Origin of the sequence: Pseudoalteromonas sp. M8, assembly GCF_018141365.1 — a bacterium.
In the GTDB taxonomy this organism is placed as follows: domain Bacteria; phylum Pseudomonadota; class Gammaproteobacteria; order Enterobacterales; family Alteromonadaceae; genus Pseudoalteromonas.
This window is the reverse complement of sequence record NZ_CP047240.1, coordinates 1,509,602-1,536,162: the sequence shown is the minus strand read 5'-3', so window position 1 is coordinate 1,536,162 and position 26,561 is coordinate 1,509,602. Positions and strand designations below refer to the sequence as shown.

Below are 26,561 nucleotides of genomic sequence, written 5' to 3'. Positions count from 1 at the left end.
ACATGTTTTAGTAAGCGATTTCGATATCAACTTTACTGGTGTATACACCACCACCATACGTATCTGTTCCAGAAAGTGCTTTCGTACTTAATGTCGCACCAACGGAAAGCGTTGCGGCACCATTTGCATCAACCCTAAACTTGTTGTTTGTCACTTCACTATTAGGCTGTGCACCACTTACCACATAAAACTCAAAATCCTTTAAATCAAAAGAGGCATTACCCACGCTATCAACCGTAGTTGCGGCCGGAACTGTAATCGTTAGCTCAGTGTTTGGCGCTGCATCAGTGATATTGATAGAGCCTGCTCCACCTGTACTAATAAGGTTTATTACTGCGTCACCAGTATTCTTGATTTCAGGATCGGTCAGTGTTGGATCCGCCTCAATCTTCATCGTGGCGACATCAGCTGCATCGCCCTGTACTCGAATGATACCGAAATCAAGCGGATCACCAGCTTCCGCTGAAAATAAGTTTTTAACTTCTACTTTAACTTCAAGACGGGCAGTATCTTTAGCAATTGCTGAAGAAGTAAGTAAAGCAGCGGAAATAGAGCTTGCAACAAGCGCAGATTTAATCAGTGTTTTCATCTTTAAATTCCTTTAGGAGTCATTTTTATCATCACCGCAATGCCATTTTTTTGGTGACTTATTGTTTATCGTTCCCAAATGGGAAAACTTTAGTAAAAATTAAAGCATTAATCTCCTACAATCAATGCTTTGGATAGAAAATAGTCTACAGTAGATTTTTGCTTCTTGAGTTGATCTTAATCCAGAAACTGTTGCCCAATCCCGCATTTCAAATGCTTGAATTCGAAATTCGGCCTCAGAGAATATACTAGGAAACTTTCGCTTTACTGCCGCTAATAGCGCTTGATGTTGCTCAACTTGAGGCATGGAATTGATGGATATTGGAAACAACTTGAGTTGAATTCCAGTCGTTTGATTCGCCTTTTGTTTACTGGCGGAATAACGCTTAACCTCTACGTCAGTAGTCGATGCTGCTTGGATATTATCGACGCTAGCTTGAGACTCTAACAAAGTCAGCAGGTTTGAGAGATCCTCTTCTAACGAGCTCAATCGCTTAATACTTTTGAGCTGTTGTTCACTTAACTGCGAGGGCTGCTGAACTGAATGACTACAGCCACCTAAGGTGATTACAGAGCCGAGTAGTATAAGTTTAAAAAACTGAATATTCACAATAAGTTATAACAAAAATCCATTTTCTGCTATGGTACATAAATCGCGGTAAATAACCAAATGCTTTTACCGCAAATATCGGTACATTTAACTTTTTGCAATAGAATCGATAAGAGAAGCAAGCTCAGTCGAATACTCTTCTCTTCGCATCGCATGCTCAACTATCGCTTTTAAATAGCCAATTTTACTTCCGCAATCATGGCTTTTTCCACGTAGCGAGTATGCATCCACTTGCTCTCGCTCCATCAACATAGCAATCGCATCGGTCAGTTGAATTTCGCCACCAGCACCTAACGGTGTTTTTGCCAAAAGTGGCCAAATAGATTTGTTAAGTACGTAACGACCAACAACGGCTAAGTTTGAAGGCGCATTTTGTTGTTCAGGCTTTTCGACAATAGACTGCATTGCGCCTGACTCTCCTTGCGCGAGTGCTGCTCCTCCCAAATCCACAATACCAAACTGGGAGACGAGTTCAGGCGCTACCGCTTCTACCATCACTTGGCTATTACCTGACCCTTTAAAACGCGCGATCATATCAGCAAGATTATCTTTTGTTAGATCGCATGCAGCGTCATCGACCAATACATCGGGCAGCATAACCACAAAGGGCTCATCGCCAATCACAGGTGCAGCGCAGTTGATGGCATGACCAAGGCCACGAGCCTCACCTTGACGCACATGGATCAGCGTAACGCCTTTGGGGCATATAGATTGTACTTCTTCTAGCAGCTGACGCTTAACCCGTTTTTCCAGTGTTGCTTCCAACTCAAAGCTTTTATCAAAGTGGTTTTCAATTGAGTTTTTACTTGAATGGGTTACCAGGACAATTTCTTTGACGCCAGCGGCCGCTGCTTCATCTACCACATACTGGATCAGAGGCTTATCGACAATTGGCAGCATTTCTTTTGGAATGGCCTTCGTTGCTGGTAACATGCGGGTGCCAAGACCCGCCACTGGAATAACGGCTTTCATAAATGTTCCTAAATCGCGACTGGTGCCTTTATATGCGGGTGACATTCGTAGTTCACCAGTTCAAAGTCTTCAAACTTAAAACCAAATATGTCTTTTACTTGAGGGTTGATCTGCATTTGCGGCTTCGCAAACGGCGCTCGGCTTAGCTGCTCTTCAACTTGTTCCATGTGGTTTAGGTATAAATGGGCATCGCCGAAGGTATGTACAAAATCCCCCACTTCTAAGTCACAAACTTGTGCAATCATCATCGTTAACAGCGCATAGCTTGCGATGTTAAAGGGCACACCTAAGAAAATATCCGCACTGCGCTGATAAAGCTGGCAAGAAAGCCTGCCATCTAGTACATAAAATTGGAATAACGTGTGGCAAGGTGGCAACGCTTGTTTGCCCATCGCTGCATTTTCTTTCGGTGAATAGTTAGTATCAGGCAAAAGCGCAGGGTTCCAAGCACTCACAATCAGGCGACGAGAGTCAGGGTTGGTTTTGATTTGCTCTACAACATCTTTGATTTGATCTATCACTTCACCATTTGGCCCCGTCCAAGAGCGCCACTGGCTGCCATAAACTGGCCCTAAGTCCCCTTCATCCGTTGCCCAGCCATCCCAAATGCTAACGCCATTTTCCTTTAGGTATTTGATGTTAGTATCGCCTTGCAAGAACCAAAGTAGCTCGTGGATAATCGAGCGTAGATGACACTTTTTCGTCGTTACAAGCGGAAAGCCTTCTTGCAAGTTGAAGCGCATCTGGTATCCAAAAACACTCACTGTGCCAGTGCCAGTGCGGTCTTCTTTTTTTGTGCCATTATCACGCACATGGCGCATCAGTTCTAAATATTGCTTCATTGTTCGCTACTCTTTAACTTTTAACTTGCTCGTTAGATGGGTTGCTACTTTCTCGCTTATATGCCCATACCATAAGGATAGCGCCTGCAATCACCATAGGGAGGGATAAGATCTGACCTTGAGAAATAAAGCCACCATATAAGCCAATATGTGCATCTGGTTCACGGAAATACTCGATTGAGAAGCGGAAGACACCGTAACCGGCTAAAAATAGACCTGCTACGCTGCCCGCTGGGCGCGGTTTTTTCCTAAACCATACCAACATCACAAACAATACCAACCCTTCAAAAAACGCTTCATAAAGTTGTGATGGGTGGCGCGGCTGTGGTCCGCCCGTTGGGAAAATAAATGCCCAGGGAACATCCGTTACGCGACCCCATAATTCGCCATTAATGAAGTTACCGATACGACCAGCAAAAAGCCCAACAGGCACCATAGGAACGACAAAGTCACCTACCGATAAAATCGAACGTTTGTTTTTAAGCGCATACACGATAATTGCCGTTATAACGCCCAATGCACCGCCATGGAAAGACATACCGCCTTGGTCCACCCTAAACAAATAAAGCGGGTTTTCAATAAAATGAGAGAATTGATAAAACAACACGTAACCAATTCGCCCGCCCAAGATCACACCGAGCATACAGTAAAAAACTAGGTCGCCAACTTGGTCTTTATTCCAACCAGAGTTTGGTTTTTTTGCTTCTTTCCCTGCCCACCACATGGCGAACATAAAGCCGATTAAATACATTAATCCATACCAACGAACACTTAACGGTCCGATGGAAAAAATCACAGGGTCTATCTGTGGAAACTGCAAAGCCATAGCCTTTCCTTAATTCATTAACATATTGCCAGCGATAACAATGAGTAACGCCGCAAACACTTTCTTAATCGTTGTGACTGGTAAGTGGTGCGTAGCTTTAGCACCAATAGGCGCCATAAACCATGAAGTTGCCACTATACCAAACAAAGCCGGTAAATAGACAAAACCTAAAAATCCATGCTCAATATCCACATGTTGGCTGCCAGAGGCGATATAGCCAAAGGAGCCAAAGATAGCGATAACAATACCACTGGCAGACGCACATCCTATCGCTTTTTTCATATCAACAGAGAAAAATGTCAGTAGTGGGACGATTAATGCTCCCCCGCCGATACCAATCATTGCAGACAGCGCCCCCGTTACCGAGGTTAGCATCGCAAGTATCGGTCCTTGCGGTATAGCTCTGGTTGATTGTGGCGGTCTTCTGGAACTCCAAGCCATTTTCAATGCAATGCCCACAACACTAACCACAAAAATAATTCTGACGAGTTTTTCAGGCAACATCACTGCGGCAAAACCACTGCCCAACGCGCCGACTGCCACACCTAACATCACCCATGGAGCAATGTGCCATGGAACATTGTCATTTTTATGATGTGCTTTGGCTGAAGATGTCGAAGTGAAAATAATGGAGGCGAGAGACGTCGCAATTGCAACTAACACCACTTGATCTGTGGGTATAACATTAAATTTGGTCAAGATGACAGATAAAATAGGGACTATCAGCAGCCCGCCGCCGATACCAAGTAGACCTGCCAAAAAGCCAACTGCACAGCCGAGCAAAGCGCAAAGTACAACGATGAGTATAATAGTTTCCATCAACAAGCTCTTATTCTTATAGCGCCGTAATGGTAGCGTAAATAGCCTTAAGAAGCACCCTTTGCTTGGTGGCTGGTATAGAGTAATTCTGCAAAATGATGTTCTATCATAAATTCTTTAATAATTCGGCGCACTTGCTTAGATGACGGCTGTGCTAAACAATTTTCAAGTAAAGCTTCCATATCCGTTACTCTCAGTCTACGTAACACCCATTTTACTTTGTTCAGTGATGAAATATTCATACTCAAACGGCGATACCCCATTGCAATAAGCAAGATTGCTCCCTCAGGCTCACCGCCTAATTCTCCACACAGGCTAAAAGGCAGCTCGTGTAATTCACACTGCTGTGCAATCTGGTTTAACACTCGTAATACACTGGGGTGATAAGGGTCAAAAAGATCCGCTACTTGCGCGTTGGTTCTATCAACGGCTAATAAATACTGCGTCAAATCGTTACTGCCCACAGAGCAAAAATCAATTTTTTTCGACCACTCAGGTAACAAGTACACGCTAGACGGTACTTCGAGCATCACGCCGATTTCTGGTCGGTCGATGGTATAAAAAGGATCGGCCCATTCGTCTTGCAACTCAAAACAAGCCTGCTCAATGAGTGCCATCGCTTCATCTATTTCCTCACTATGACCCACCATAGGCAACATGATCTGTAAGTTGCCAAGACCTGCGTTTGCTTTGATCATCGCTTTGATTTGATCCAAGAAAAGCTCGGGGTGATCCAGCGATACACGAATGCCCCGCCACCCTAAAAATGGGTTTTCTTCTTTGATATCAAAGTAATCTAGAATTTTGTCGCCACCGATATCTAAAGTCCGCATCACTACGGGCTCAGGGTGATAACGTGATAGCACCTCGCGATACCAGACTTCTTGCTCCGATTGTGTTGGGAATTGGCCTTTTTGCATAAACCAAGACTCAGTTCGATAAAGACCAACGCCATCGCAATAACTGGCGCTTAATGTCTCGGTCGATAGATCAAGCCCAGCATTTAAGAGTAAATTTATACGCTCACCATCGAGTGTAATAGGCGGCAAATCATGTTCCGCTTCAAACTTATCATGCAGAATGTTGTCTTTACGTTTGATTTCAACGTACTCATTGACCAACATTTGCGAAGGCGAAATATAAAGCCGCCCAGAATACGCATCCATGATCATAGACTTACCATCAAACTGTAATAATGGAATGTCTTCTATGCCCCAAATAGCGGGGACGCCCATCGCACGAGTGAGAATGGAGGCATGAGAGTTGGCCGAGCCATGCACACTGACGACCCCTTTGAGCTTTTCTTTTGGTACTTGCGCTAACATAGTTGGAGTCAAAGTATGGGCGATTAGAATCGTATTATCTGGATAGTGTTTAACAGCTTGTTCAGTTGAGACTAAATGCTGGAGCACGCGCAGGCCAATATCATTAACATCAATCGCACGCTCTTTGATATAAGGGTCGCTCATCATATCAAACTGAGCCACAAGCTTTTCGATAACAAGCTTTAGCGCTGTTTTCGCGTTCCAGCCTTGTTGTATTTCAGACTCTACTTGTTTACCTAAACTCTTGGCATCCAAAAGTTGTTGGTAAACCTCAAACACAGCTACCGCTTCTTTTGGAATATCATCACTCAGAGTTTTGGCTAAAATATGGAATTCTTGCCGAGTCGCGGCCACCGCTTGATGAAACAGCTGAATTTGCTGCTGAATATTGTCACTATGCTGTGGTTCAATACTCGCAAAATCAATATGGGGTAACACCACATAACCATCGCCTAAGGCAATACCTGGAGCACTTGATACCCCTTTTAACACTGAGGTTCTGTGACTGCTTGCATCTTGTTGAAGTAAAGTTTGGATCTCGGTGTTGGCAAGCTGTGAAGCCAATTGCGCTGAAAGCGTAATAAGAAAGGACTCTTCATCATGGCTAAATACACGAGCAATCTTTTGCTGCACCACAATAACTCCAAGCACTTTACGCTGGTGTACAACAGGTACTGATAAGAAAGCATTGTAGCCTTCTTCATTGACCTCAGGTGACAGTTTGAATCTTGGGTGTGATTGGGCGTGGGCAACGTTAATTGGCTCTTCACGCTGGGCAACAAGACCGACTAGGCCTTCGGTAAATCCCATGCGGAATTTTCCGATTGCTTCAGGATTTAAGCCATCCGTTGCCATCAGGATAAAGTTATCTTGACTGTAATCGGCAAAATAAACTGAGCAGCATTCAGTGTGCATGGCATCTTTGACCATAGTAACAAAGCAATTTAACGCGCTTTGTAGGTCACTTTGCTGTGCCACTGACTCAGCAATCGATCTTAACGTTGCTAACACCTGCTGCTCCTATTTTTATCGTTTTGTGCGCCAGAAATCCTTTTGCCCTTGCTGTTCACGTTTACCAAATGGCATCGCAAACGGAGCGAATTCCTTCATCACTCGACGATAGACATCACGCTTAAACGATACAACTTGACGTACTGGATACCAATAGCTAACCCAGCGCCAATCATCGAACTCAGGGTGATGCGTACGTAATAAGTCTACGTCTTCATCTTTACACCTAAGTTTCAATAAAAACCATTTCTGCTTTTGCCCGATACAGACTGGGCTTGAATCTCGTCTAATTAACCTTTTTGGTAGTTTGTAACGTAACCAATGTTTAGAACTTGCTACTATTTCAACATCTTCTGGCCTAAGTCCAACTTCTTCATGAAGTTCACGATACATCGTTTGCTCAGGTGTTTCCCCTTGATCTATTCCGCCTTGAGGAAATTGCCAAGAGTGTTGTCCGTAACGACGGGCCCAAAAAACCTGCCCCTGATTATTACAAATCACTATTCCGACATTGGCACGAAACCCTTCGGCATCAATCACCTTAGTGCCTCATTTATAAGTCGATTTTTAATGATTGTTCCACAACTCCCGCGCCACGGCAAATTTAATTCCATTCTATACCTAAATTATCTCAGCATACTCTCAAGTTACCCACAACTTGTGCATAACTAAGTGTTTTTCAGTTCAAATTACGAACAAATCCACAATTACACACTTCAAACCTCAGGTTTTCCACATATTCTGTGGATAATTATGTTTATAGTCTTGTATTTATCCAAAGCCATAAGATTTCCAAGCCGCTCTGACTGTAGCAAAATAAAAATAACTTCATATTTATCATATAGATAATAAAGTTATTACTTTAACCATATGTTGAAATAACAAACCACACTTAAGTTGAGTGCAAAATAACCAACTTACTTCACCACATGATTTCTTTTATAATCGTGTTTTTAGGGGATAGACTCAGGAGTATCGCTTGCCATCAGTTACACCACCACGCTCTGTGGGCGAACTTATGCAGCGTGTTGAAAACATAGCCGGTTTAACATTAGGTGAACTCGCTCATCAGCTCTCGTTTAAAACACCACAAGACTTGCTCAAAGAGAAAGGCTGGGTAGGACAACTCATAGAAGCGGCCTTAGGTGCCACCGCGGGCTCAAAGCCTGTGCCTGATTTTGAGCATATTGGCGTTGAACTCAAGACTTTGCCCATAAGCTATCAAGGCAAACCGCTAGAGACCACCTATGTTTCTGTCGTGCCGCTGACTCAGTTAACAGGATTAACATGGGAAGCGTCGAGTGTTAAAAAGAAATTAGCTCACGTTCTTTGGCTACCCATATTAGCCGAGCGAGAAATTCCTTTAATAGATAGGGTTATTGGACACGGCTTCTTATGGCGGCCAGACGCGCATCAAGAACAATTGTTACGAAGAGACTGGGAAGAGCAAATCGAGTTAATCGCTACGGGCCATGTAGAGGAAATCTCAGGGCATCTTGGAGAAGTCATGCAGATAAGGCCAAAAGCGGCAAATGCCAAAGCGCTTACCGACGCAATAGGGCCTAACGGTAAAATAGTGCAAACTTTGCCAAGAGGTTTTTATTTGAAAATTAACTTCACCCAATCGATATTAGCGCAAGAGTTTGGTGCTTAAAAACACCTGTTGACTTTTTATACAAAAAGTACAAATGTAACACAACCAACATCTTGTATGGATTTGGTTAACATTTATATTTTTTATAGAAGGAAACGACAATGAAATTAAAGTTCAACAAAAAATCGATTAAAGAACTTAGTGTGAACAAAATACTTGTGACCAAGATGACACCAGCTGTTGCTGGAGGTAATGGAGCAGCAACGATGGATGATACTTGTAATTCACTTCAAGTCTGTTGGACATTCCGATATGGCCAAGGGCATTGTGAAGTTTGGTGATGAACGTTAGGAACAAAAACGCCAGTAACTAAACTGGCGTTTTTACAATACATCAAGTAATGCTAATTACTGACCTTTGATTTCACTACGGCCTTTGTATACCGCTTTTTCACCTAGCGCTTCTTCAATACGTAGTAACTGGTTGTACTTAGCTACACGATCCGAACGACAAAGTGAACCTGTCTTAATTTGACCTGCCGCTGTCGCCACTGCTAAATCAGCAATGGTTGCGTCTTCAGTTTCACCAGAGCGGTGTGAAATAACGGCAGTAAAGCCAGCATCTTGCGCCATTTTGATGGCATCAAGCGTTTCAGACAGTGAACCAATCTGGTTGAATTTAATCAAGATTGAGTTACCAATGCTTTCTTCAATACCACGCTTTAAAATCTTAGTGTTAGTAACAAAAAGATCATCACCCACTAGCTGAACTTTATCGCCGATTTTATCTGTTAGGACTTTCCAGCCAGCCCAGTCGCTTTCGTCTAGGCCATCTTCGATTGATACAATTGGGTAACGTGCTGCAAGATCGGCCAAGAAGCCTGCAAAACCTTCCGAGTCGAATGTTTTACCTTCGCCCTTTAGGTCATACTTGCCATCGACATAAAACTCAGACGCTGCACAGTCAAGTGCTAGTGTTACGTCTTTGTTCATTTCGTAGCCAGCTGCTGCAACCGCTTCAACAATCACTTCTAGCGCTTCTTCATTTGACTTAAGGTCTGGAGCAAAACCACCTTCATCACCAACAGCAGTGTTCAGGCCACGTGACTTAAGTACGTTTTTCAAGCTATGGAAGATTTCAGCACCCATACGTAGTGCTTCACGGAAGCTCTTTGCGCCAACAGGCTGAACCATAAACTCTTGAATATCAACGTTGTTATCCGCGTGCTCACCACCATTGATAATGTTCATCATCGGAACTGGCATTGAGTACTGACCTGCTGTACCGTTGATGTCTGCGATATGCTCGTATAGCGCCACGCCTTTGTCTTGTGCAGCTGCTTTTGCTGTTGCTAGAGATACCGCAAGGATGGCATTCGCACCTAGTTTTTCTTTGTTTTCAGTGCCGTCTAAGTCCAACATAATTTGGTCGATTGCACGTTGTTCTAGCGCGTTTTGACCTTCAAGTGCTGCCGCGATTTCGTTATTTACGTAGTTTACCGCTGTTAATACACCTTTACCTAAGTAACGAGACTTATCACCATCACGTAGCTCTAGTGCTTCACGGGTACCCGTAGATGCACCTGATGGCGCACATGCACGGCCCCATGCACCTGACTCTAGGTGTACGTCCGCTTCTACTGTTGGGTTACCGCGTGAGTCCATAACTTCACGGCCAATCACTCTAACGATTTTTGACATCTTGATTCCTCTTATTCCCAAAGTGGTGTGTGTTGCACTGCTTCTGTCGCAGGCGAATTCAGGGTCAATAAACCCGCTTTAAAGTTTGCCTTATCTCTGTTGCTTCGCAAAGTGAAGAATTTACACGTATCACATTGACGCGCCGGCAGATAAGAAAAAGTTTGGCGATAAACACTACTCTTAGCGCCTATTGCAAAACCTTCTGCAACAAAAAAGCCGTGCAAGAGCACGGCTTTTTCTTATTACGAAGATGCTTTTTGGTGGCTGTATGCCGCCGCAACAAAACCTTCAAATAATGGGTGACCATCACGAGGCGTTGACGTGAACTCAGGGTGGAACTGAGCCGCGATAAACCAAGGGTGATCTTTATTCTCGATAATCTCAACTAGTTTCTTGTCTTCTGACAGACCAGTAAATTGCAGACCCGCTTTTTCAAGCTCAGCAACATAGTTGTTGTTTACTTCGTAGCGGTGACGGTGACGCTCAACGATTTCGGCATTACCGTATACTTCACGCACCTTAGAGCCCTCTTTTAAGTGGCAAAGCTGCGCGCCAAGACGCATAGTGCCACCAAGATCAGAGTCGTGGTCACGTACTTCAATCTTACCATCTGCATCTAACCACTCAGTGATCAGACCAACCACTGGGTGTGGGCTTTCAAGATCAAATTCAGTTGAGTTAGCACCAGTAAGACCTGCAACGTTACGTGCATACTCGATTAGCGCAACTTGCATCCCTAAACAAATACCTAGGTATGGTACTTTGTTTTCACGTGCATACTTTGCAGCTAAAATCTTACCTTCAACGCCACGGTTACCAAAGCCACCAGGTACTAAGATAGCATCAAGGTGCTCAAGTAACTCAGTGCCCTTGCTCTCGATATCTTGAGAGTCAACATATTCAATATTCACCGTTAAACGGTTTTTCAAACCAGCATGCTTCAATGCTTCGTTAACTGATTTATATGCGTCCGGTAATTCGATGTATTTACCAACCATACCAATTGTCACTTCACCAGTAGGATTTGACTCTTGATAAAGTACTTGTTCCCACTCAGATAAATCCGCTTCCGGACGCTCAAGGTAGAAACGACGACAAATGATGTTATCAAGCTCTTGCGACTTCAATAGCGCAGGGATCTTATAAATACTGTCTACGTCTTGTAGCGAGATAACTGCTTTTTCTTCCACGTTAGTGAATAGTGCAATCTTCGCGCGCTCGTTCGCTGGTAATTTACGATCTGAACGACAGATCAAAATATCAGGTTGAATACCGATTGAACGAAGCTCTTTCACAGAGTGCTGGGTTGGCTTAGTTTTCACTTCACCCGCAGGGCCTAAGAAAGGCACTAGCGTCAAATGCATAAACAAAGCGCTCTCACGACCAAGCTCTGTGCCTAGCTGACGAATTGCTTCTAGGAAAGGTTGTGACTCGATATCACCAACCGTACCACCGATCTCTACGATAGCAACATCATGGCCTTCCGCGCCTTCAAGCACGCGACGCTTGATGTCGTTTGTGATGTGAGGAATAACCTGAATAGTGGCACCTAAGTACTCACCTCTACGCTCTTTGCGCAACACGTCTTCAAATACACGGCCTTGTGTAAAGTTATTACGCTTGGTCATTTTTGTGCGAATAAAACGCTCGTAGTGACCAAGATCAAGGTCGGTTTCCGCGCCGTCTTCGGTTACGAATACTTCACCGTGTTGGATAGGGCTCATGGTCCCAGGGTCAACATTGATGTAAGGATCCAGCTTTAGAATCGTTACTTTCAAGCCACGTGCTTCTAAAATAGCGGCTAAAGAAGCAGCTGCAATACCTTTACCCAAGGAGGATACTACTCCGCCCGTTACGAAGATAAATTTTGTACTCATGCGAACCCTAGAAATTTCAGGAAAATTGGAATTTAAATAAGAATCAAGACGGGGCGATAGTATAGCAAAAGCACCTAAGTCATTCCAGCTAAAAATGACTTAGCACGGTAATATATTTTATCAGGAGGTCGTTTAAAATAACGAACAAACCGTAAAATCAGTCTCTGTTTTTACTGCGTTGACGACGTTTCACTGTCTCCCAAGCACCATCCATCTCCTCCAAGCTCGCATCTTTAAGTGATAGTGAGGACTCATTCAAAACGGCTTCGACTTGCACAAAGCGATTTTTAAATTTCTCATTGGCTTGACGTAGCAGCTGCTCCGGATCTCGTTTTATATGCCGGCTCACATTCACAGTTGCAAACAACAAGTCGCCCACCTCTTCCGCTGTATGTTCAGAGCGTGGATCAACTTGCAGCGCCTCGCTCACCTCTGCTATTTCCTCTTGTACTTTATCCCACGCGCCGTGATAACTTGGCCAGTCAAATCCGAGTTTGGCTGCTTGCTTTTGAATTTTGTAGGCTTTTGATAATGCAGGCAAGCTGCTTGGAATATCTGCCGCGAACGCCCCTTGTTTTTGTGCCTGTTTTTCTTGCTGTTTAATGGCGTGCCATTGCTGCTCAAGCTCTGCTTCGCTTAAGCTTTCCTGCTTTTCAAATACATGAGGGTGGCGTCTCACTAATTTGTCATTGAGAGTTTGCACTATGTCAGCAAAGTCAAACAACCCCTGCTCTTTTCCAAGCTGAGCATAAAAAATCACTTGGAACAGCAAGTCCCCCAACTCTTCTTTTAAGTGAGCAAAGTCGCCTTGCTCAATAGCATCGGCAACTTCGTGTGCTTCTTCTAACGTATAAGGGACAATGGTTTTAAAGGTTTGCTTCTTATCCCAGTCGCATCCAGTGCTTGGGTCGCGTAGCTGCGACATAATCTCTAGCAGCTGCTCTATCCCCATTGCTGTAGAAGGCTTAGAGTCGTTTGGCATCAAAAACACCTTCGATTTGCATCAATTTAGTCAGCAAGCGATGCATAGCAGAAAGGTCATCCACCTCTACCTTCATCATAAATACCGCCACGTTTTTATCGTCTTGGGTTTGTACATTCATATTGAGCACATTGACTTTTTCATTGGCAAGCACAGCGCTAATGTCTCGGATCAGCCCTTGGCGGTCGTGTGCTTCAATTTTTAATGTAATGGCGTACGACGCTTTAACATCCTCTGACCAACTGACTGCAATCTCACGCTCTGGATGTATATCCGTAATATGAGCAAACGACTCACAATCAGAGCGATGCACAGCAATACCTCGCCCCTGCGTGATGTAACCCACAATTTCATCGCCCGGTACCGGCTCACAGCATTTCGCCATATGACTCATCAAGCTGCCAACCCCATCAACGACCACTGCGTTTTTGTCGCCTTTAGTGTGTTTTGGCGAGGAGATTTTTAACTTAGGTGTATCCTCAGGTTTATCTTGCACGTAGTTCAGGAATTGATTGATACGAATATCACCGGCACCAATCGCCACCATTAAATCGTCGAGTTCTTTAAAGTTAAAGCGGTCAATCGCGGGTTCTAAATCTTTATAGGTAATATCTAGTTTTTGCAGATGACTATCTAAAATTTCCTTACCCGCTTGAAGATTTTTGTCTCTATCTTGCTGCTTAAACCAGTGATGGATCTTACTGCGCGCTCTTGAAGAATGAATATATCCCAGCGACGGGTTTAACCAATCTCGACTTGGCGAAGCATTTTTCTGGGTAAGAATCTCTACCTGATCGCCTGTGCGCAATGTGTAAGTGAAAGGCACTATTTTACCAAACACTTTTGCACCAATGCAGCGATGTCCAACATTAGAATGAATGTAGTAAGCGAAGTCGAGTGGCGTCGAGCCTAGTGGCAAATCAAAGATATCGCCCTTGGGCGTGAATACATAAACACGGTCTTCGACAACCTGATTCTTCAGCTCATCTGCTATTTCACTGCCATCTACCACTTCTTCTTGCCACTGCAACAGTTTGCGTAGCCAGCTAATTTTTTGCTCGTATCCTGAGTTTCTGCCCGGCAATGCACCTTCTTTGTACATCCAATGTGCCGCCACTCCAAGCTCTGCATCCCGATGCATGGCCTCAGTACGGATTTGGATTTCTACCGTTTTGCCCTCAGGACCAAATACCACGGTGTGGATAGACTGATAGCCGTTTTGCTTAGGCGTAGCAATATAGTCGTCAAACTCTTTGTTTAAATGCCGCCAACTGGTGTGCACAATGCCCAACGCGGCGTAGCAATCTTGAATTTCATCTACCACCACACGCATCGCTCGAATGTCGAACAACTGTTCGAATTCATAACTTTTCTGCGCCATTTTTTTATAAATGCTATAAATATGCTTAGGACGTCCATAGACCTGCGCTTTAATGCCTGCATCCGCAAGTTTTTGCGCCACCGAATTAACCATATTTTCCATATAGGCTTCGCGGTCTAGGCGTTTATCAGAAAGCTTCTTGGCAATAGACTTATACGTATCCGGATGCAAATAACGGAAAGAGAGATCTTCAAGTTCCCATTTTAATTGGCCAATCCCCAAACGGTTCGCAAGTGGTGCAAAAATATTGGCAGCCGCTTTTGCAGCAACGACTCTTTCTTCTTCAGATGCTTTCTTAACCGCACGCAAATGGCAGATTTGCTCAGCAAGCTTAATCACTACAGCGCGCACATCTTCCACCATAGCAAGTAACATACGGCGGATGTTGTCGACTTGTACCTTACCCGAGCTTTGGTGTGCCAAAGTGCTGATGGTGTCCATATTCTCCACCCCTCTTAAAAGCAGAGAGATATTTTTGCCAAGCGCTTCTTCCACTTGCTCAAGGGACAACTTTCCAGCAACAAAATAAGGAGTTAAAAACGCAGTTGCTAAGGATTCGCTATCAAAATTTAAGTCTGCAAGGATCTCTACCATTTCGATGGCGTTATTGAGATGTTCCGTTGACTCATCCGCGGGACAAAGTTCATAGGCCTTTTGCAGCCATGCTCTTTGATCTTCAGACAAGTTTAAGATAGTGAGTCGCGCATCAAACTCCAGTGGCAAAGTGGTTTGATGCGACTGCCGAGTAGCAACCATGTTTTGATACCTCCTTAAAATTACTTACCCGCCTCATTTTCGGGTAAATTATCTAGCCTAATGCTCGGGCAATAACGGCCTCATAGCTCAGGCTATTTACACTGCTTTTTAAACAGCGCCATGGTTTCGATATGTCCCGTGTGGACAAACATATTCATTAAGCCAAGCTTCTCTAATTCAAAGCCTGCCTGTGCTATTACCAAAGAATCACGCGCCAGTGTAACTGGGTCGCATGACACGTATAAAATACGGGTAAACTGCGTCAACGGTAACTGCTGTAAAACCTCAAGTGCACCTGGCCTTGAAGGGTCCAGTACTAATACATCCAGATTTGCGTCGAACCAAGCAGCCTCTGCAATCGACTGGGTTAGATCAAAACAGTGAAACTGAACATTACTGATTTTATTAGTTTGCGCATTTTGCTGAGCCATTGCAACCGATTGCGCTTCACCTTCTACCCCAATCACATTTTTTGCTTGTTTTGCGAGCACCAAAGAGAAATTTCCCACCCCACAGAAAAGGTCGAGGACACTTTCATCGTTACTCAGCTGTAGCCAGTCTGTCGCTTGGCGCAGCATTGCTTCATTTACCGATTGATTCACTTGAATAAAGTTGTTCAATTTAAATTCAAGTGTTAAGTCAAATTCACCAAGGTGATAGTGCGGCAACTGGGAATACACAACTGGCGTCTCGCCATCGTCAAACAGTACCTGACAATTTTCCAGCTCGTTTTGTAGCGTTTCGCGAGTCGAAGCGGACAGTGGCTTTGTATGACGACACAACACATAGTTATAGTTGTCAGCCTGACAAAGCTGAATATGACTGATTAGTCTAAACTCACTTAGCGACTGTGCAAGCACACTTAGCGTGTTAACAATACGATCAAAAGGCGACACCAATACGTCACACTGCGCTATTTCGATAATCTGCTTCGACTGACTTGCTCTAAAGCCTAACTTGACGCTTTTGCTTTGTTTATCAAAAATGCATGCCAAACGAGCTGCACGGCGATAATGAAGCGCCATAGAGGTGATCGGCGCTTGCCAAGGTAAGTGCTCGATGTTGGCAAAACGCGCAAAAAGTTTTTCGACTGCATGTTGCTTTTCATTGAGCTGACCATCAATACTTTGATGCTGCAAGCTACAACCACCGCACTGCTGGTAATGCGGGCAAAACGGTTTAACACGCTCTGTGGAGGCATTAAGTACTTTGGTCATCTTCGCTTCCAACAGTTTAGACTTTGCCTGTACAACCTGTGCTCTCACTCGCTCACCAGTCAAGGCACCAGCCACAAAACAGACCTTACCTTCATGGCGAGCAACACCTCGCCCCTGATGATCCATTGACTCTATGCTTAATTCTATTTGCTTTGACGGCTTAGCAGCTTTCTTAGCACGAAAAATCTGTGCCATTGGGTTCCTCATTTGTTTGCTTATCACGTCGGTAAAAGATAATCTTAGTTACAGATTTCTCTGCACTTTTTTGACCCTATGACAAAATTAAACCTGCGTGACAGTATTTTACTACTCACTCTTTTGCCAACCCTTTTGGTTGGCTTGCTACTTGGTGGTTATTTTACTATAAATCGCTACGTAGAGCTTGAGGAAATTCTGATAAGTCAGGGAAATCGCATTGCAGATTCACTTGCCATGTCAGTAGAATACCCAATAGAAAAACAAGATAAAGCGCACTTACACCGCATTTTAAGCCAGGCACACAATAAACATGCACCACTGGTAAAAAGCATCGCGCTGTTTGATAGCCAAAATCAGCTTATTCTTACCAGTAATTATCATAGTGAATTCGATAAATTACATTATTTTGGTGAAGTGCAAAAGCTACAAACCACCGAAGTCACTACACTAAAAAATACCTTTGTGTTTTATTCACCAGTTAAAAACCATTTAGCAAAAAAAACCGATTGGCACAGTGCAGAGCCGGCTACGCTGGCGATTTTAGTTGTGGAGATCAGTAAAGACCAAGCACTGATCTCGCAGCAACGCGCGCTGATTTTGAGTGCCATTGTTATTATTTTCTCCTTTTTACTTAGCGTTATGTTGGCCATGCGATTGTCACGTATGCTAACCAAACCAATTGCCAATTTGATTTTAGCCACAGACAAGCTCAACGAAGGTAAACAAGACATCGCAATCAATGAGCCGATGCGGGGTGAATTTGAGCTTTTGCGCCAAGGCTTGATCGTTATTGGCAGAAAGATGGCCAATCAAAAAGACGAAATGCAAAAGCACATTGACCAGGCAACTAGTGATTATCGTGAAACCCTAGAGCAGTATGAAACGCAGAATATTCAGCTCAATATTGCCAAAAAAGAGGCACAAGATGCTAACCGCGTAAAGTCGGATTTCTTGGCTAAGATGAGTCATGAACTTAGAACGCCGCTCAATGGTGTCATAGGCTTTACCCGTCAACTTTATAAAACACCATTAAATAAACACCAAAAAGATTATTTAGATACCATAGAGCTATCTGCAAATAGCCTGCTTACCATCATTAGTGACATCTTGGATTTTTCAAAGCTAGAAGCTGGTGCTATGGAACTGGAGAATATCCAGTTTGAATTACGCGACGCCGTCAATGAGGTCATGACCTTATTAGCGCCAAGCGCTCACGAAAAGCAGTTGGAGTTTTCCATTTCTGTTAATCGCCAAGTGCCCGACAACTTAATTGGCGATCCTACGCGATTTAAACAGGTATTGACCAATCTGATCAGTAATGCCATCAAGTTCACGGAAAAAGGCTCAGTCAAAGTGGATATTAACCACCGTCTGATGGATGAATCTCAGTCCTCGTTGCTAGTGTCTGTCAGCGATACCGGGGTCGGTATTGCTCAGGATAAGCAAGACGCACTATTTACGCCGTTTGCTCAAGCCGATACTAGTATTACCCGTAAATTTGGTGGCACAGGTCTAGGTCTTATCATCACTAAGCATATTGTTGAGGCGATGAATGGTCGTATCACTCTTAACTCAGCACCAGGAAATGGCACCTGTTTCTCATTTAACGCGGTCTTTGCATTACCAAACCGCCTCTACAACGACAACTTACCAAGCAAGCCGCTTGAAAATAAACGCGTGCTCTACTTTGAACCACAAGAGCATACTCATTATGCGGTAATAGCTCAACTACAAGCGTGGGAAATGCAGGTCACTCGCTGCCTTACCGAAGAAGAGTTCGATACTGCCTTAGGCCAAGATTTTAATTACGATATCTGTTTAATTGGATCTATGGCAAGCGTCGACCAAATGCAAACCGTTAAGAGTTACATCAAGCAAGCTCGCGGATCTGCAGACTACCTATATTTGATGGTTAATACCGTCTCACATAATATGCGTGAGGCGCTTATTGGCAGTGGAGCTGACGCTTGTTTAAGCAAGCCACTTAACCACAGAAAACTATGCGAAATGCTTGCAGCACCTTATCGTTTAGACCATCCAGACATGAGTGCCAATGAAATCGAAGCCACAAGTCTGCCACTTAAAGTGCTGGTTGCAGACGATAACGATGCTAACTTGAAGTTGATATGCACATTGTTAGATGAACAAGTAGAGGCAATAGATACAGCGCATAATGGTGCTCAAGCAGTCAGTTTATGTAAATCAAGAAAATACGACCTGATATTTATGGATATTCAAATGCCCATAATGGATGGTATAAGCGCCTGTAGAAGCATAAGAGAGTCGTCGTTAAATGAGGATACCCCTATCATCGCCGTCACAGCACATGCGCTTGCTGGCGAAAAAGAGCAACTGCTTAAAGATGGCTTTAGTAACTATATGACTAAACCCATAGATGAAGATATGCTCAAGCAAATTATTTGCGACCATAGCGCGTCTTCACCAGTAGCGAGACAAAAAAATATTGAGAGTCATCAGCACAGCGTGCCGCCATTTAATAGCCAAATGTTAGATTGGGGATTAGCATTACAGCGAGCGGGTAATAAACCTGATTTAGCATTGGAAATGCTCAATATGCTGCTTTCTAGCGTGCCCGAAACGTTGCAGCAGTTGGAGTCTGCACAAGACGCAGAGGATCTCCCGACGCTGCTCAAAATAGTTCATAAATTCCACGGTGCCTGCTGTTATACTGGCGTACCAACCCTAAAGAAATTGGCTGAGATCATTGAAACGGGATTAAAACAAGAAAAACCACTCAGTGATATCGAGCCTGAGCTATTTGAGCTGGTTGATGGACTAACTGTATTACTAACAGATTCTGATCTCACTCAATTCAGTTAAATCTTATACACACCTATCTGCTCGCTACTTTATAAAAACCCTTTTGAAGTGGCGAGTAGATTAGGGATGTAAGACAACAACGATTTCTTAAACAGATAACACTTCAAACAACGTTTCCCGACAATTTATTACACTTTCTAACAGCACTTTCCCAAGTCTTGTAACAAACTTCTTACATTCTAAATTCTCGCAATTTTTAACTTACGAAAGGAATTCTGTATGTATCTAATCAAGTCAGCACTCACGTCTGCTGCCGTCTTCACTTTAACCTTTGCTTCTTTTAGTCATGCCATTGAGCCGAAATCTAACGAATGGCAGGTTCGTTTAGGGGGAGGAGCCGCGGCTGCAGATTTGCCATGGAAAGGCATTGACAGTGAGTTTATCTCAATTCCCATTATAGATATTCAAAAAGGAAATTGGTTTATCAACAAAGATAGCCTAATTGGTTACCGCTTTCCTATTACTGAAGATTTATCTGTCTACTCTGGGTTGGGCTATCGTCAAGATGGCTATGACGGTGTATTCCGAGACGCAAAGTCTGAAGATAAGATTTTTGACGGATATGACGCGCCGGATGGCGATGTCACGGTTAACTATGGCGTCACCTATCTGTGGTTTACGCTCGCTGGTCACAGTGATATTTCCGATAATTCAGATTCAACCACGGCTACTTTTTCAGTATCAATCCCACTTTACAACGATGGTCGAGGATTTAAAATCTCGGCAGTAGGTAATGTAGAATGGCAGCAGTCTGATTATGTTAATTATATCTATGGAATAACTGGTGAAAATATCGATATTAGCCGAGGCCGATTCCGCTACTTAACTGCTGATGACGCTGTGAATTATTCCGCAGGGTTGACTGCGCATTATCAGATAAAAACACAACTCAGTCTGGTTGGTGGGATAACTCGAACTAAACTCGATGATGTTATTGCCAATAGCCCTTTGCTAGACAGAGACACCAGTGACCTCGCTTATGTTGGCCTAGTCTATCAATTTTAGGCTGTTGTCTGAGTTAAAATTAAATAAAAAACCCAAGTTAAACTTGGGTTTTTTATCATAATGCTTATTCACATCATCAACTAGTTTAGTCGCTTTCGGCGCTTTCCGCTTCTTGATTGTGTAGCTCAAGGCTTGCAGACATCGCGGCTTCACGATTAGACTTTGCCGAATCGTTGCGTAGCTCATCAATATGGTTGAGGTAGTTCTGGTCAACGTCACCTGTGATGTATTGACCATCAAATACCGAAGTCTCAAAGCGAACAATCTCTGGATTTTCTTGACCAACGGCTGCAATCAAATCGCCTAGAGATTGGTAGATCAAACCGTCCGAGCCAATACTCGCATTGATATCTTCCACTTCACGACCATGAGCGATTAGCTCTGATGCAGAAGGCATATCGATGCCATATACGTTCGGGAATCTTACCTCTGGTGCTGCTGATGCAAAGTACACGTTCTTCGCACCCGCTTCACGCGCCATTTCAACGATTTGCGCTGATGTTGTGCCTCGCACAATCGAATCGTCGACAAGTAGCACGTTCTTACCAGCGAATTCTCTGTCAATCGCGTTAAGTTTACGACGTACAGACTTCTTACGCAGCTCTTGGCCAGGCATAATGAAAGTACGGCCAATGTAGCGGTTCTTAACAAACCCTTGGCGATAAGGAAGCCCTAGCACGGAAGCAATTTCAAGTGCGATATCACATGATGTTTCAGGGATTGGGATAACCACGTCGATATCTTTGTCGCCCCACTCTGTCGCGATTTTCTCACCGAGCTTGGTACCCATATTCACGCGAGTCGCATAAACAGACATTTTATCTATGTTTGAATCTGGGCGAGCAAAATATACAAACTCGAAGATACAAGGTGCAAGCGTCGTTTTAGCAGCGCAGATCTGAGAGAAAAACTCACCTTTTTCGGTTACGTAAATAGCTTCACCAGGTGCAACATCTCGCACAAACTCAAAGCCATCCGTTGCCAATGCAACACTCTCTGAAGCGAACATGTATTCCATGCCACGCTCAGTTTCTTTCTTACCGAACACAAGCGGACGAATACCATGAGGGTCTCTAAATGCCAAAATACCATGGCCGATGATCATCGCGATACTCGCGTAACCACCAGAAACAATAGACACAACCTCAGTTACTGCCGTAAACATGTCTTCCGCGTCTAATTTCATCTTGTCTGTTTTGCCAAGCTCGTGAGCTAAGATGTTCAGCAGGATCTCTGAATCAGACGTAGTATTAACGTGGCGACGCGCTTGAGTAAACAAACGCTCTTTTAATTTTTCTGCATTGGTTAAGTTGCCGTTGTGTGCAAGGGCAATACCAAATGGAGAGTTTACGTAGAAAGGTTGAGCTTCTGCTGAGCTTGAAGAGCCAGCAGTAGGATAACGTACATGACCAAGACCAATGTTGCCCTGTAGGCGTTTCATATGTCTTGTATGAAATACGTCTTTCACTAGACCGTTTGCTTTTCGTAAGCTAAACGTATTGTTGTCAATGGTAATAATGCCAGCCGCATCTTGGCCGCGGTGTTGCAAAACAGTTAAGCCGTCATAAATCGCCTGATTAACAGGAGATGTTCCGACTATCCCAACGATACCACACATTAAAAATTTCCTCGCCGATTAACGGTTTACTGAATCTAAAAAGCTCGAGTTATGTTCAAGATAGGAGAAAAACCACTCTATCACAAAGCCAAATTCAGGAATTAAGTTTGATGTTTTCCACCACTGCGTGTCTGGCGCACTGGTAAACGCATCAAGGAAAAAGAGTAAGGCGCTAACGACCAACACACCTCGAAGTCCACCGAATACAATCCCAAAGATCCTATCGGTGCCTGAGAGCCCAGTTCTTTGAACCAGTTCACTCAAGACATAATTAACAAGCCCGCCTAACATCAAGGTCGCAAAAAAGAGTATGGCTATTGCGGCTGCATTTCTTAAAAGGGGTTCTGAAATGAATGTTAGGAAGGTTGCGAGATATTGGTAAAAAATACTAGAGATGAAAAAAGCGCCGATCCATACGACAAGTGACATCGCTTCTTTGACAAAGCCTCGAAGCAAGCCAAAGATAGTCGATAAACCAACAATACCAAGAATGGCGTAATCAACCCAGATCATAGTAACCAATAAGTCGTTAATGTGGGGCGCATTCTAAAAGGTTTGGCATCTAAATGCCAGATCATTTTGTCACTTCAAATTGTGTCAAACGGCCATTTAACTTAGTTAATTTCTTTAGTTCTGGTAACTTAGCTTCAAGTTCAGCTTTATTTAAGTCTGGTCCGACAAACACTTTTGTCAGTGTACCATTAGGGGTTTTAACGGGTTTTGTAAAGGTTTTAAAGCCATTGTCAGCAAGCTTCTTCGTCAGTGCATCGACGTTCGACTTATGCGAAAAGCTACCAAGCTGAATGACATAGGCCATTTTTGAAAAGTTAGCACTCTCTGGACGCGTTAATTTCGCCACCTCAACTTTGTCGGTCGTTGCGACGGGTTTCGCCTCAACGTGTGTAGGTGACGTATCTGATTGCGGCGTATTGGCTAGCGTTGTCTCTTCCGTGCCTTCTAGTTTTGCATCATCGGCGTGAATATCTTCCAACGGATCAGAGGGCAACTCAGGCGCAAGCTTGGCTTGCGCATCCACTTTTTCTTGGAGATCAATGGTTTTGAACTCAGGTCTTTCAGGGATCGCTTGAAATCCTTCCTTGTAGTGGACCTTTTCACCATCAAGGATATTTGGAATAAAGATCACCGCAGCAACCACGACGATACTCGTTCCAACAAGGCGATTTATAAATACTGAGTTCACAACTTTACTCTCTACTAAACGTTAAATCTTCTTTGGTTATTTTCGCCAGTATTCCATTGCCTCAGCAACGGTAAAGAACGAGCCAAATACCACCAATGCCTGATCGCTCGTAAGGGTATCGAGCTGAGTATCAAGTGCTGCTGTAACGCTATCGAATACGGTGACATTGCAACTTGGGTCAAGCAAAGGTTTAAGGTTTTCCGCACGCTCTCCACGAGGCCCTGAAAGTGAAGCTAAACTCCAGCTATCTACATATTGGGTGACTTCTTTCAGCACACTGGCTTTGTCTTTATCCGCAAGCATAGCGACTAAGGCATGAATTTTAAACCCTTTTTGCTTTAGTTCTTGTAACTTAGTTGCCAAATATCTTGCAGACTCTGGATTATGAGCAACATCTGTATAGACTAGCGGCGTGGTATTGAGTCGCTGAAAGCGACCTTCCACTTGCAAATTTGCCAAACAAGTCTTCACTGCATCATAGCTAGGTAGCAACTCAAGTTTAGCTAATACCGTTAACGCTGTCGCAGCATTTTGTGCTGGAATGGCTGGTTTGTCGAAGTGCCAATCAAAATCAAGATATTGCCATCTAAACTGAGAATCTAGCGGGGTAAAATAAAAATCGCGCTTTGATAACACCATATCTGCCGCAATTTCGTCGCCATAGTCTGTAACCGTATGTGGAATATTTAAATCGCCAACGATTGCAGGCTTACCACTGCGGAAAATGCCAGCTTTGTCATAGCCTACCAGCTCTCGGGTATCACCCAGATACTCTTTATGATCTAAGTCAACAGTCGTGATAACAGAGGCAAATGGCGAGACTATATTCGTCGCATCAAACCGCCCGCCTAAACCAACTTCAAGCAAAATATAATCAACCTTACAGCGCTTGAAAATACTTAACGCGCCAAGCGTACCAAACTCAAAATAGGTCAGCTGAGTGTTTTTGCGGGTGTCATCGAGGAATTTAAATGCATCGATATGATACTGATCTTCAAGCTCTGCCCCATTCACTCGGACACGCTCGTTGTAGCGCACTAAATGTGGTGAAGCGTAGGTGCCAACCGAAAACCCTTGTGCGAGCAACAACGACTCCAAGCACCTGGCCGTTGTGCCTTTACCATTGGTTCCACCAATTAGAATAATTTTACTGAAAGGCTCAAGTAATCCGGCTTGCTCGGCAACTTGCGCTACACGCTCAAGTCCCATTTCAATGGTGGCTGGATGAATTGCTTCTAAATAACAAAGCCAATCATCAAGGCTTGATGATTGGCTAGGCTGTTTAACCGTCATAAGTTGAGTAGCTCAATTTGAAAAATTTACGCTACTCTATGCTCTTGTTCAGTGGAAGGCAAGTCCATAAACTTCGCCAAAATACGCGCTAACGTATCGCGCATTTCACGACGGTCGACGATCATGTCAATCGCACCGTGCTCTAATAAGAACTCACTGCGCTGGAAACCATCAGGTAGAGTTTCACGTACAGTTTGTTCGATAACACGTGGACCCGCAAAACCGATAAGTGCTTTTGGCTCTGCCACATTGATATCACCAAGCATTGCCAATGATGCAGAAACACCACCCATAGTTGGATCGGTTAATACAGAGATAAATGGCAAGCCTTTATCACTCATTTTTGCCAATGCAGCACTTGTTTTTGCCATTTGCATCAATGACATAAGTGCTTCTTGCATACGTGCACCACCAGATGCAGAGAAACAGATTAACGGCATGTTATGTTCTAAACAAACGTTAACTGCATCAACAAATCTCGCACCAACAACCGACGCCATTGAACCACCCATAAAGGAAAACTCAAAAGCAACAGCAGCAACAGGAATACCCTTTACGCGGCCTTTCATTGCAACTAAAGCGTCTTTTTCACCACTTACCTTTTGCGCTTGAACGATACGATCTGAATATTTTTTAGAGTCTTTAAACTTTAATACGTCTTGTGGCTCATGCTCTGTGCCAAGCTCTTGACGATCTGCATCATCTAAAAAACTTTCAAGGCGCTTACGTGCCGTAATGCGCATGTGATGATCACACTTAGGACATACGTTTAACGACTTTTCTAATTCCGCTTTGTATAGGATTGAATCACAATCTGTACACTTTGCCCAAACCCCTTCTGGGATCTCTTTTTTACCAGAAGATTTAGTGGTTTTAGGTAAGATCTTTTCTAACCAACTCATTTGCAACTCTCTATCGTGCTTTATTCTGTTCCGTCAGTAAAGACAGACATCTTTTCCCAATTAAATCATGATTTAGCTATAGGTGATATAAAAAACTGGTCTTAAGAGTACAAGGTACTACATAAATATGACCGTTACACTAATTCCTCAGGCAAGAATAAAGGCCCAAGCGGCATCTTTTCTATTTGCCATTGTTCAGGATAGTCCACATCAACTAAATACAATCCGTTAGGTTTTGCCGTAGCACTTGCTAACGTGCGATCTTTTGCAACAAGCAGCTCCGCCATCCACTCAGGCTCTTGCTTGCCAACACCAATATCAAGTAAACAACCTGTAATATTGCGCACCATATGATGCAAAAACGCATTTGCTTTAATATCAATGACAATATATTTGCCAATGCGTTTCACCTCTAAGTGATGGATATTACGAAACGGCGTATTAGACTGACAATGTACCGCCCTGAAAGAAGTGAAATCTTGCTCCCCTATCATCACAGGGCATGCAACTTTCATTCTTTCAACATCAAGCTCGTGGTGAAAATGCGTTACGCCACTGCGTAAAATACCCGGCCTGTAGGTGTGATTATAAATAACGTAGCGGTATCGACGAGCTGTCGCAGAAAAACGAGCATGGAACTCAGGGTCGACTTCTTTAGCAAATCGTACCGCAATGTCGTCGGGAAGCTGAGAGTTCATTCCTAATGTAAAAGCGCTCATATCGCGAGCTGAATCCGTGTCAAAATGCACGAGTTGACCCGTTGCATGAACCCCTGCATCAGTGCGCCCCGCGCAAGTTATCTCAACGGGATGATTACAGATATTCGATAGCGCTTTTTCTATTTCTTCTTGGACACTGCTGACATGATTTTGCCTCTGCCAACCACTATAATTTGCACCATTATATTCAATGCCTAACGCTACTCGCATACTTTTTCTATCGCAACCCATAACAAAAACGACATTTTATGCCATTGGCGATGTGAATTAAAGCGCTTAAGCTA

Annotated in this window: 23 protein-coding genes; 4 read left to right on the top strand and 19 right to left on the bottom strand. The window is 43.7% G+C overall.

The features are described 5' to 3' along the window. Positions 1-7 precede the first annotated feature (7 nt). The 8 genes from GSF13_RS11515 to rppH all read right to left on the bottom strand — a co-directional run bounded on the left by GSF13_RS11515 (position 8) and on the right by rppH (position 7,533). Positions 8-589, bottom strand: a complete 582-nt coding sequence (locus tag GSF13_RS11515) for a DUF4402 domain-containing protein (RefSeq protein WP_010606289.1) — start codon at positions 587-589, stop codon at positions 8-10. 99 nt (positions 590-688) lie between these two features. Continuing rightward, entirely contained in the window at positions 689-1,198 is a 510-nt protein-coding gene (locus GSF13_RS11510) for a hypothetical protein (protein ID WP_010606288.1), read from the bottom strand. 87 nt (positions 1,199-1,285) lie between these two features. After that, positions 1,286-2,170 carry a UTP--glucose-1-phosphate uridylyltransferase GalU gene (gene galU / locus GSF13_RS11505; RefSeq protein ID WP_211868405.1) on the bottom strand — a complete coding sequence of 295 codons (885 nt, stop codon included), beginning with the start codon at positions 2,168-2,170 and terminating at the stop codon, positions 1,286-1,288. Positions 2,171-2,178: 8 nt separating this feature from the next. After that, the gene (locus GSF13_RS11500) at positions 2,179-3,012 is read right to left on the bottom strand and encodes a thymidylate synthase (RefSeq protein ID WP_211868403.1); all 834 of its coding nucleotides are present in this window, start codon (positions 3,010-3,012) and stop codon (positions 2,179-2,181) included. A gap of 13 nt (positions 3,013-3,025) precedes the next feature. Next, the gene (gene lgt, locus GSF13_RS11495) at positions 3,026-3,838 is read right to left on the bottom strand and encodes a prolipoprotein diacylglyceryl transferase (protein WP_206471542.1); all 813 of its coding nucleotides are present in this window, start codon (positions 3,836-3,838) and stop codon (positions 3,026-3,028) included. 9 nt (positions 3,839-3,847) lie between these two features. Next, on the bottom strand, positions 3,848-4,657 hold the full coding sequence (locus tag GSF13_RS11490; protein ID WP_010606284.1) for a sulfite exporter TauE/SafE family protein: 810 nt from the start codon (positions 4,655-4,657) through the stop codon (positions 3,848-3,850). A 47-nt stretch (positions 4,658-4,704) separates the two neighbouring features. Next, a complete protein-coding gene (gene ptsP, locus GSF13_RS11485) occupies positions 4,705-6,993 on the bottom strand; it encodes a phosphoenolpyruvate--protein phosphotransferase (RefSeq protein ID WP_017218101.1) in 2,289 nt (762 codons plus the stop codon). 15 nt (positions 6,994-7,008) lie between these two features. Further along, complete coding sequence (gene rppH, locus GSF13_RS11480) at positions 7,009-7,533, bottom strand: RNA pyrophosphohydrolase (RefSeq protein ID WP_010369331.1); 525 nt, start codon at positions 7,531-7,533, stop codon at positions 7,009-7,011. 478 nt (positions 7,534-8,011) lie between these two features. On the opposite strand from rppH, the gene mutH reads away from it, so the two are divergent. Together mutH and GSF13_RS11470 are read left to right on the top strand one after the other, a co-directional pair. After that, entirely contained in the window at positions 8,012-8,647 is a 636-nt protein-coding gene (gene mutH, locus GSF13_RS11475; protein WP_235368090.1) for a DNA mismatch repair endonuclease MutH, read from the top strand. A gap of 101 nt (positions 8,648-8,748) precedes the next feature. Then, the gene (locus GSF13_RS11470) at positions 8,749-8,928 is read left to right on the top strand and encodes a hypothetical protein (RefSeq protein WP_102056442.1); all 180 of its coding nucleotides are present in this window, start codon (positions 8,749-8,751) and stop codon (positions 8,926-8,928) included. A 66-nt stretch (positions 8,929-8,994) separates the two neighbouring features. On the opposite strand, the gene eno is transcribed toward GSF13_RS11470, so the two are convergent. From eno to rlmD, 5 genes are all read right to left on the bottom strand, one after another. Next, positions 8,995-10,287, bottom strand: coding sequence for a phosphopyruvate hydratase (gene eno, locus GSF13_RS11465; RefSeq protein ID WP_010606280.1), 1,293 nt, complete (start codon positions 10,285-10,287; stop codon positions 8,995-8,997). Between the two features lie 242 nt (positions 10,288-10,529). Beyond that, on the bottom strand, positions 10,530-12,164 hold the full coding sequence (locus GSF13_RS11460; protein WP_010369341.1) for a CTP synthase: 1,635 nt from the start codon (positions 12,162-12,164) through the stop codon (positions 10,530-10,532). Positions 12,165-12,321: 157 nt separating this feature from the next. Continuing rightward, on the bottom strand, positions 12,322-13,146 hold the full coding sequence (gene mazG, locus GSF13_RS11455) for a nucleoside triphosphate pyrophosphohydrolase (protein ID WP_211868401.1): 825 nt from the start codon (positions 13,144-13,146) through the stop codon (positions 12,322-12,324). Next, positions 13,130-15,283 carry a GTP diphosphokinase gene (gene relA / locus GSF13_RS11450; protein ID WP_174168518.1) on the bottom strand — a complete coding sequence of 718 codons (2,154 nt, stop codon included), beginning with the start codon at positions 15,281-15,283 and terminating at the stop codon, positions 13,130-13,132. The genes mazG and relA overlap by 17 nt, the downstream gene beginning before the upstream one ends. Before the next feature lie 92 nt (positions 15,284-15,375). After that, the gene (gene rlmD, locus GSF13_RS11445) at positions 15,376-16,695 is read right to left on the bottom strand and encodes a 23S rRNA (uracil(1939)-C(5))-methyltransferase RlmD (RefSeq protein ID WP_211868399.1); all 1,320 of its coding nucleotides are present in this window, start codon (positions 16,693-16,695) and stop codon (positions 15,376-15,378) included. Between the two features lie 78 nt (positions 16,696-16,773). On the opposite strand from rlmD, the gene barA reads away from it, so the two are divergent. Next, positions 16,774-19,539 carry a two-component sensor histidine kinase BarA gene (gene barA / locus GSF13_RS11440; RefSeq protein WP_211868393.1) on the top strand — a complete coding sequence of 922 codons (2,766 nt, stop codon included), beginning with the start codon at positions 16,774-16,776 and terminating at the stop codon, positions 19,537-19,539. 219 nt (positions 19,540-19,758) lie between these two features. Beyond that, positions 19,759-20,544, top strand: coding sequence for a MipA/OmpV family protein (locus tag GSF13_RS11435; RefSeq protein WP_010606275.1), 786 nt, complete (start codon positions 19,759-19,761; stop codon positions 20,542-20,544). Positions 20,545-20,629: 85 nt separating this feature from the next. On the opposite strand, the gene purF is transcribed toward GSF13_RS11435, so the two are convergent. The 6 genes from purF to truA all read right to left on the bottom strand — a co-directional run bounded on the left by purF (position 20,630) and on the right by truA (position 26,487). Then, a complete protein-coding gene (purF, locus tag GSF13_RS11430; RefSeq protein WP_211868391.1) occupies positions 20,630-22,162 on the bottom strand; it encodes an amidophosphoribosyltransferase in 1,533 nt (510 codons plus the stop codon). Between the two features lie 18 nt (positions 22,163-22,180). After that, positions 22,181-22,675, bottom strand: coding sequence for a CvpA family protein (locus GSF13_RS11425; protein ID WP_010369359.1), 495 nt, complete (start codon positions 22,673-22,675; stop codon positions 22,181-22,183). A gap of 61 nt (positions 22,676-22,736) precedes the next feature. Next, positions 22,737-23,363: an SPOR domain-containing protein gene (locus GSF13_RS11420; protein WP_211868388.1), complete on the bottom strand. Its 627-nt coding sequence runs from the start codon at positions 23,361-23,363 to the stop codon at positions 22,737-22,739. A 36-nt stretch (positions 23,364-23,399) separates the two neighbouring features. Then, positions 23,400-24,656, bottom strand: coding sequence for a bifunctional tetrahydrofolate synthase/dihydrofolate synthase (gene folC, locus GSF13_RS11415; protein WP_211868386.1), 1,257 nt, complete (start codon positions 24,654-24,656; stop codon positions 23,400-23,402). Between the two features lie 26 nt (positions 24,657-24,682). After that, entirely contained in the window at positions 24,683-25,558 is an 876-nt protein-coding gene (gene accD, locus GSF13_RS11410) for an acetyl-CoA carboxylase, carboxyltransferase subunit beta (RefSeq protein WP_010606271.1), read from the bottom strand. Positions 25,559-25,692: 134 nt separating this feature from the next. Continuing rightward, on the bottom strand, positions 25,693-26,487 hold the full coding sequence (truA, locus tag GSF13_RS11405) for a tRNA pseudouridine(38-40) synthase TruA (RefSeq protein ID WP_010606270.1): 795 nt from the start codon (positions 26,485-26,487) through the stop codon (positions 25,693-25,695). Positions 26,488-26,561: the final 74 nt, after the last annotated feature.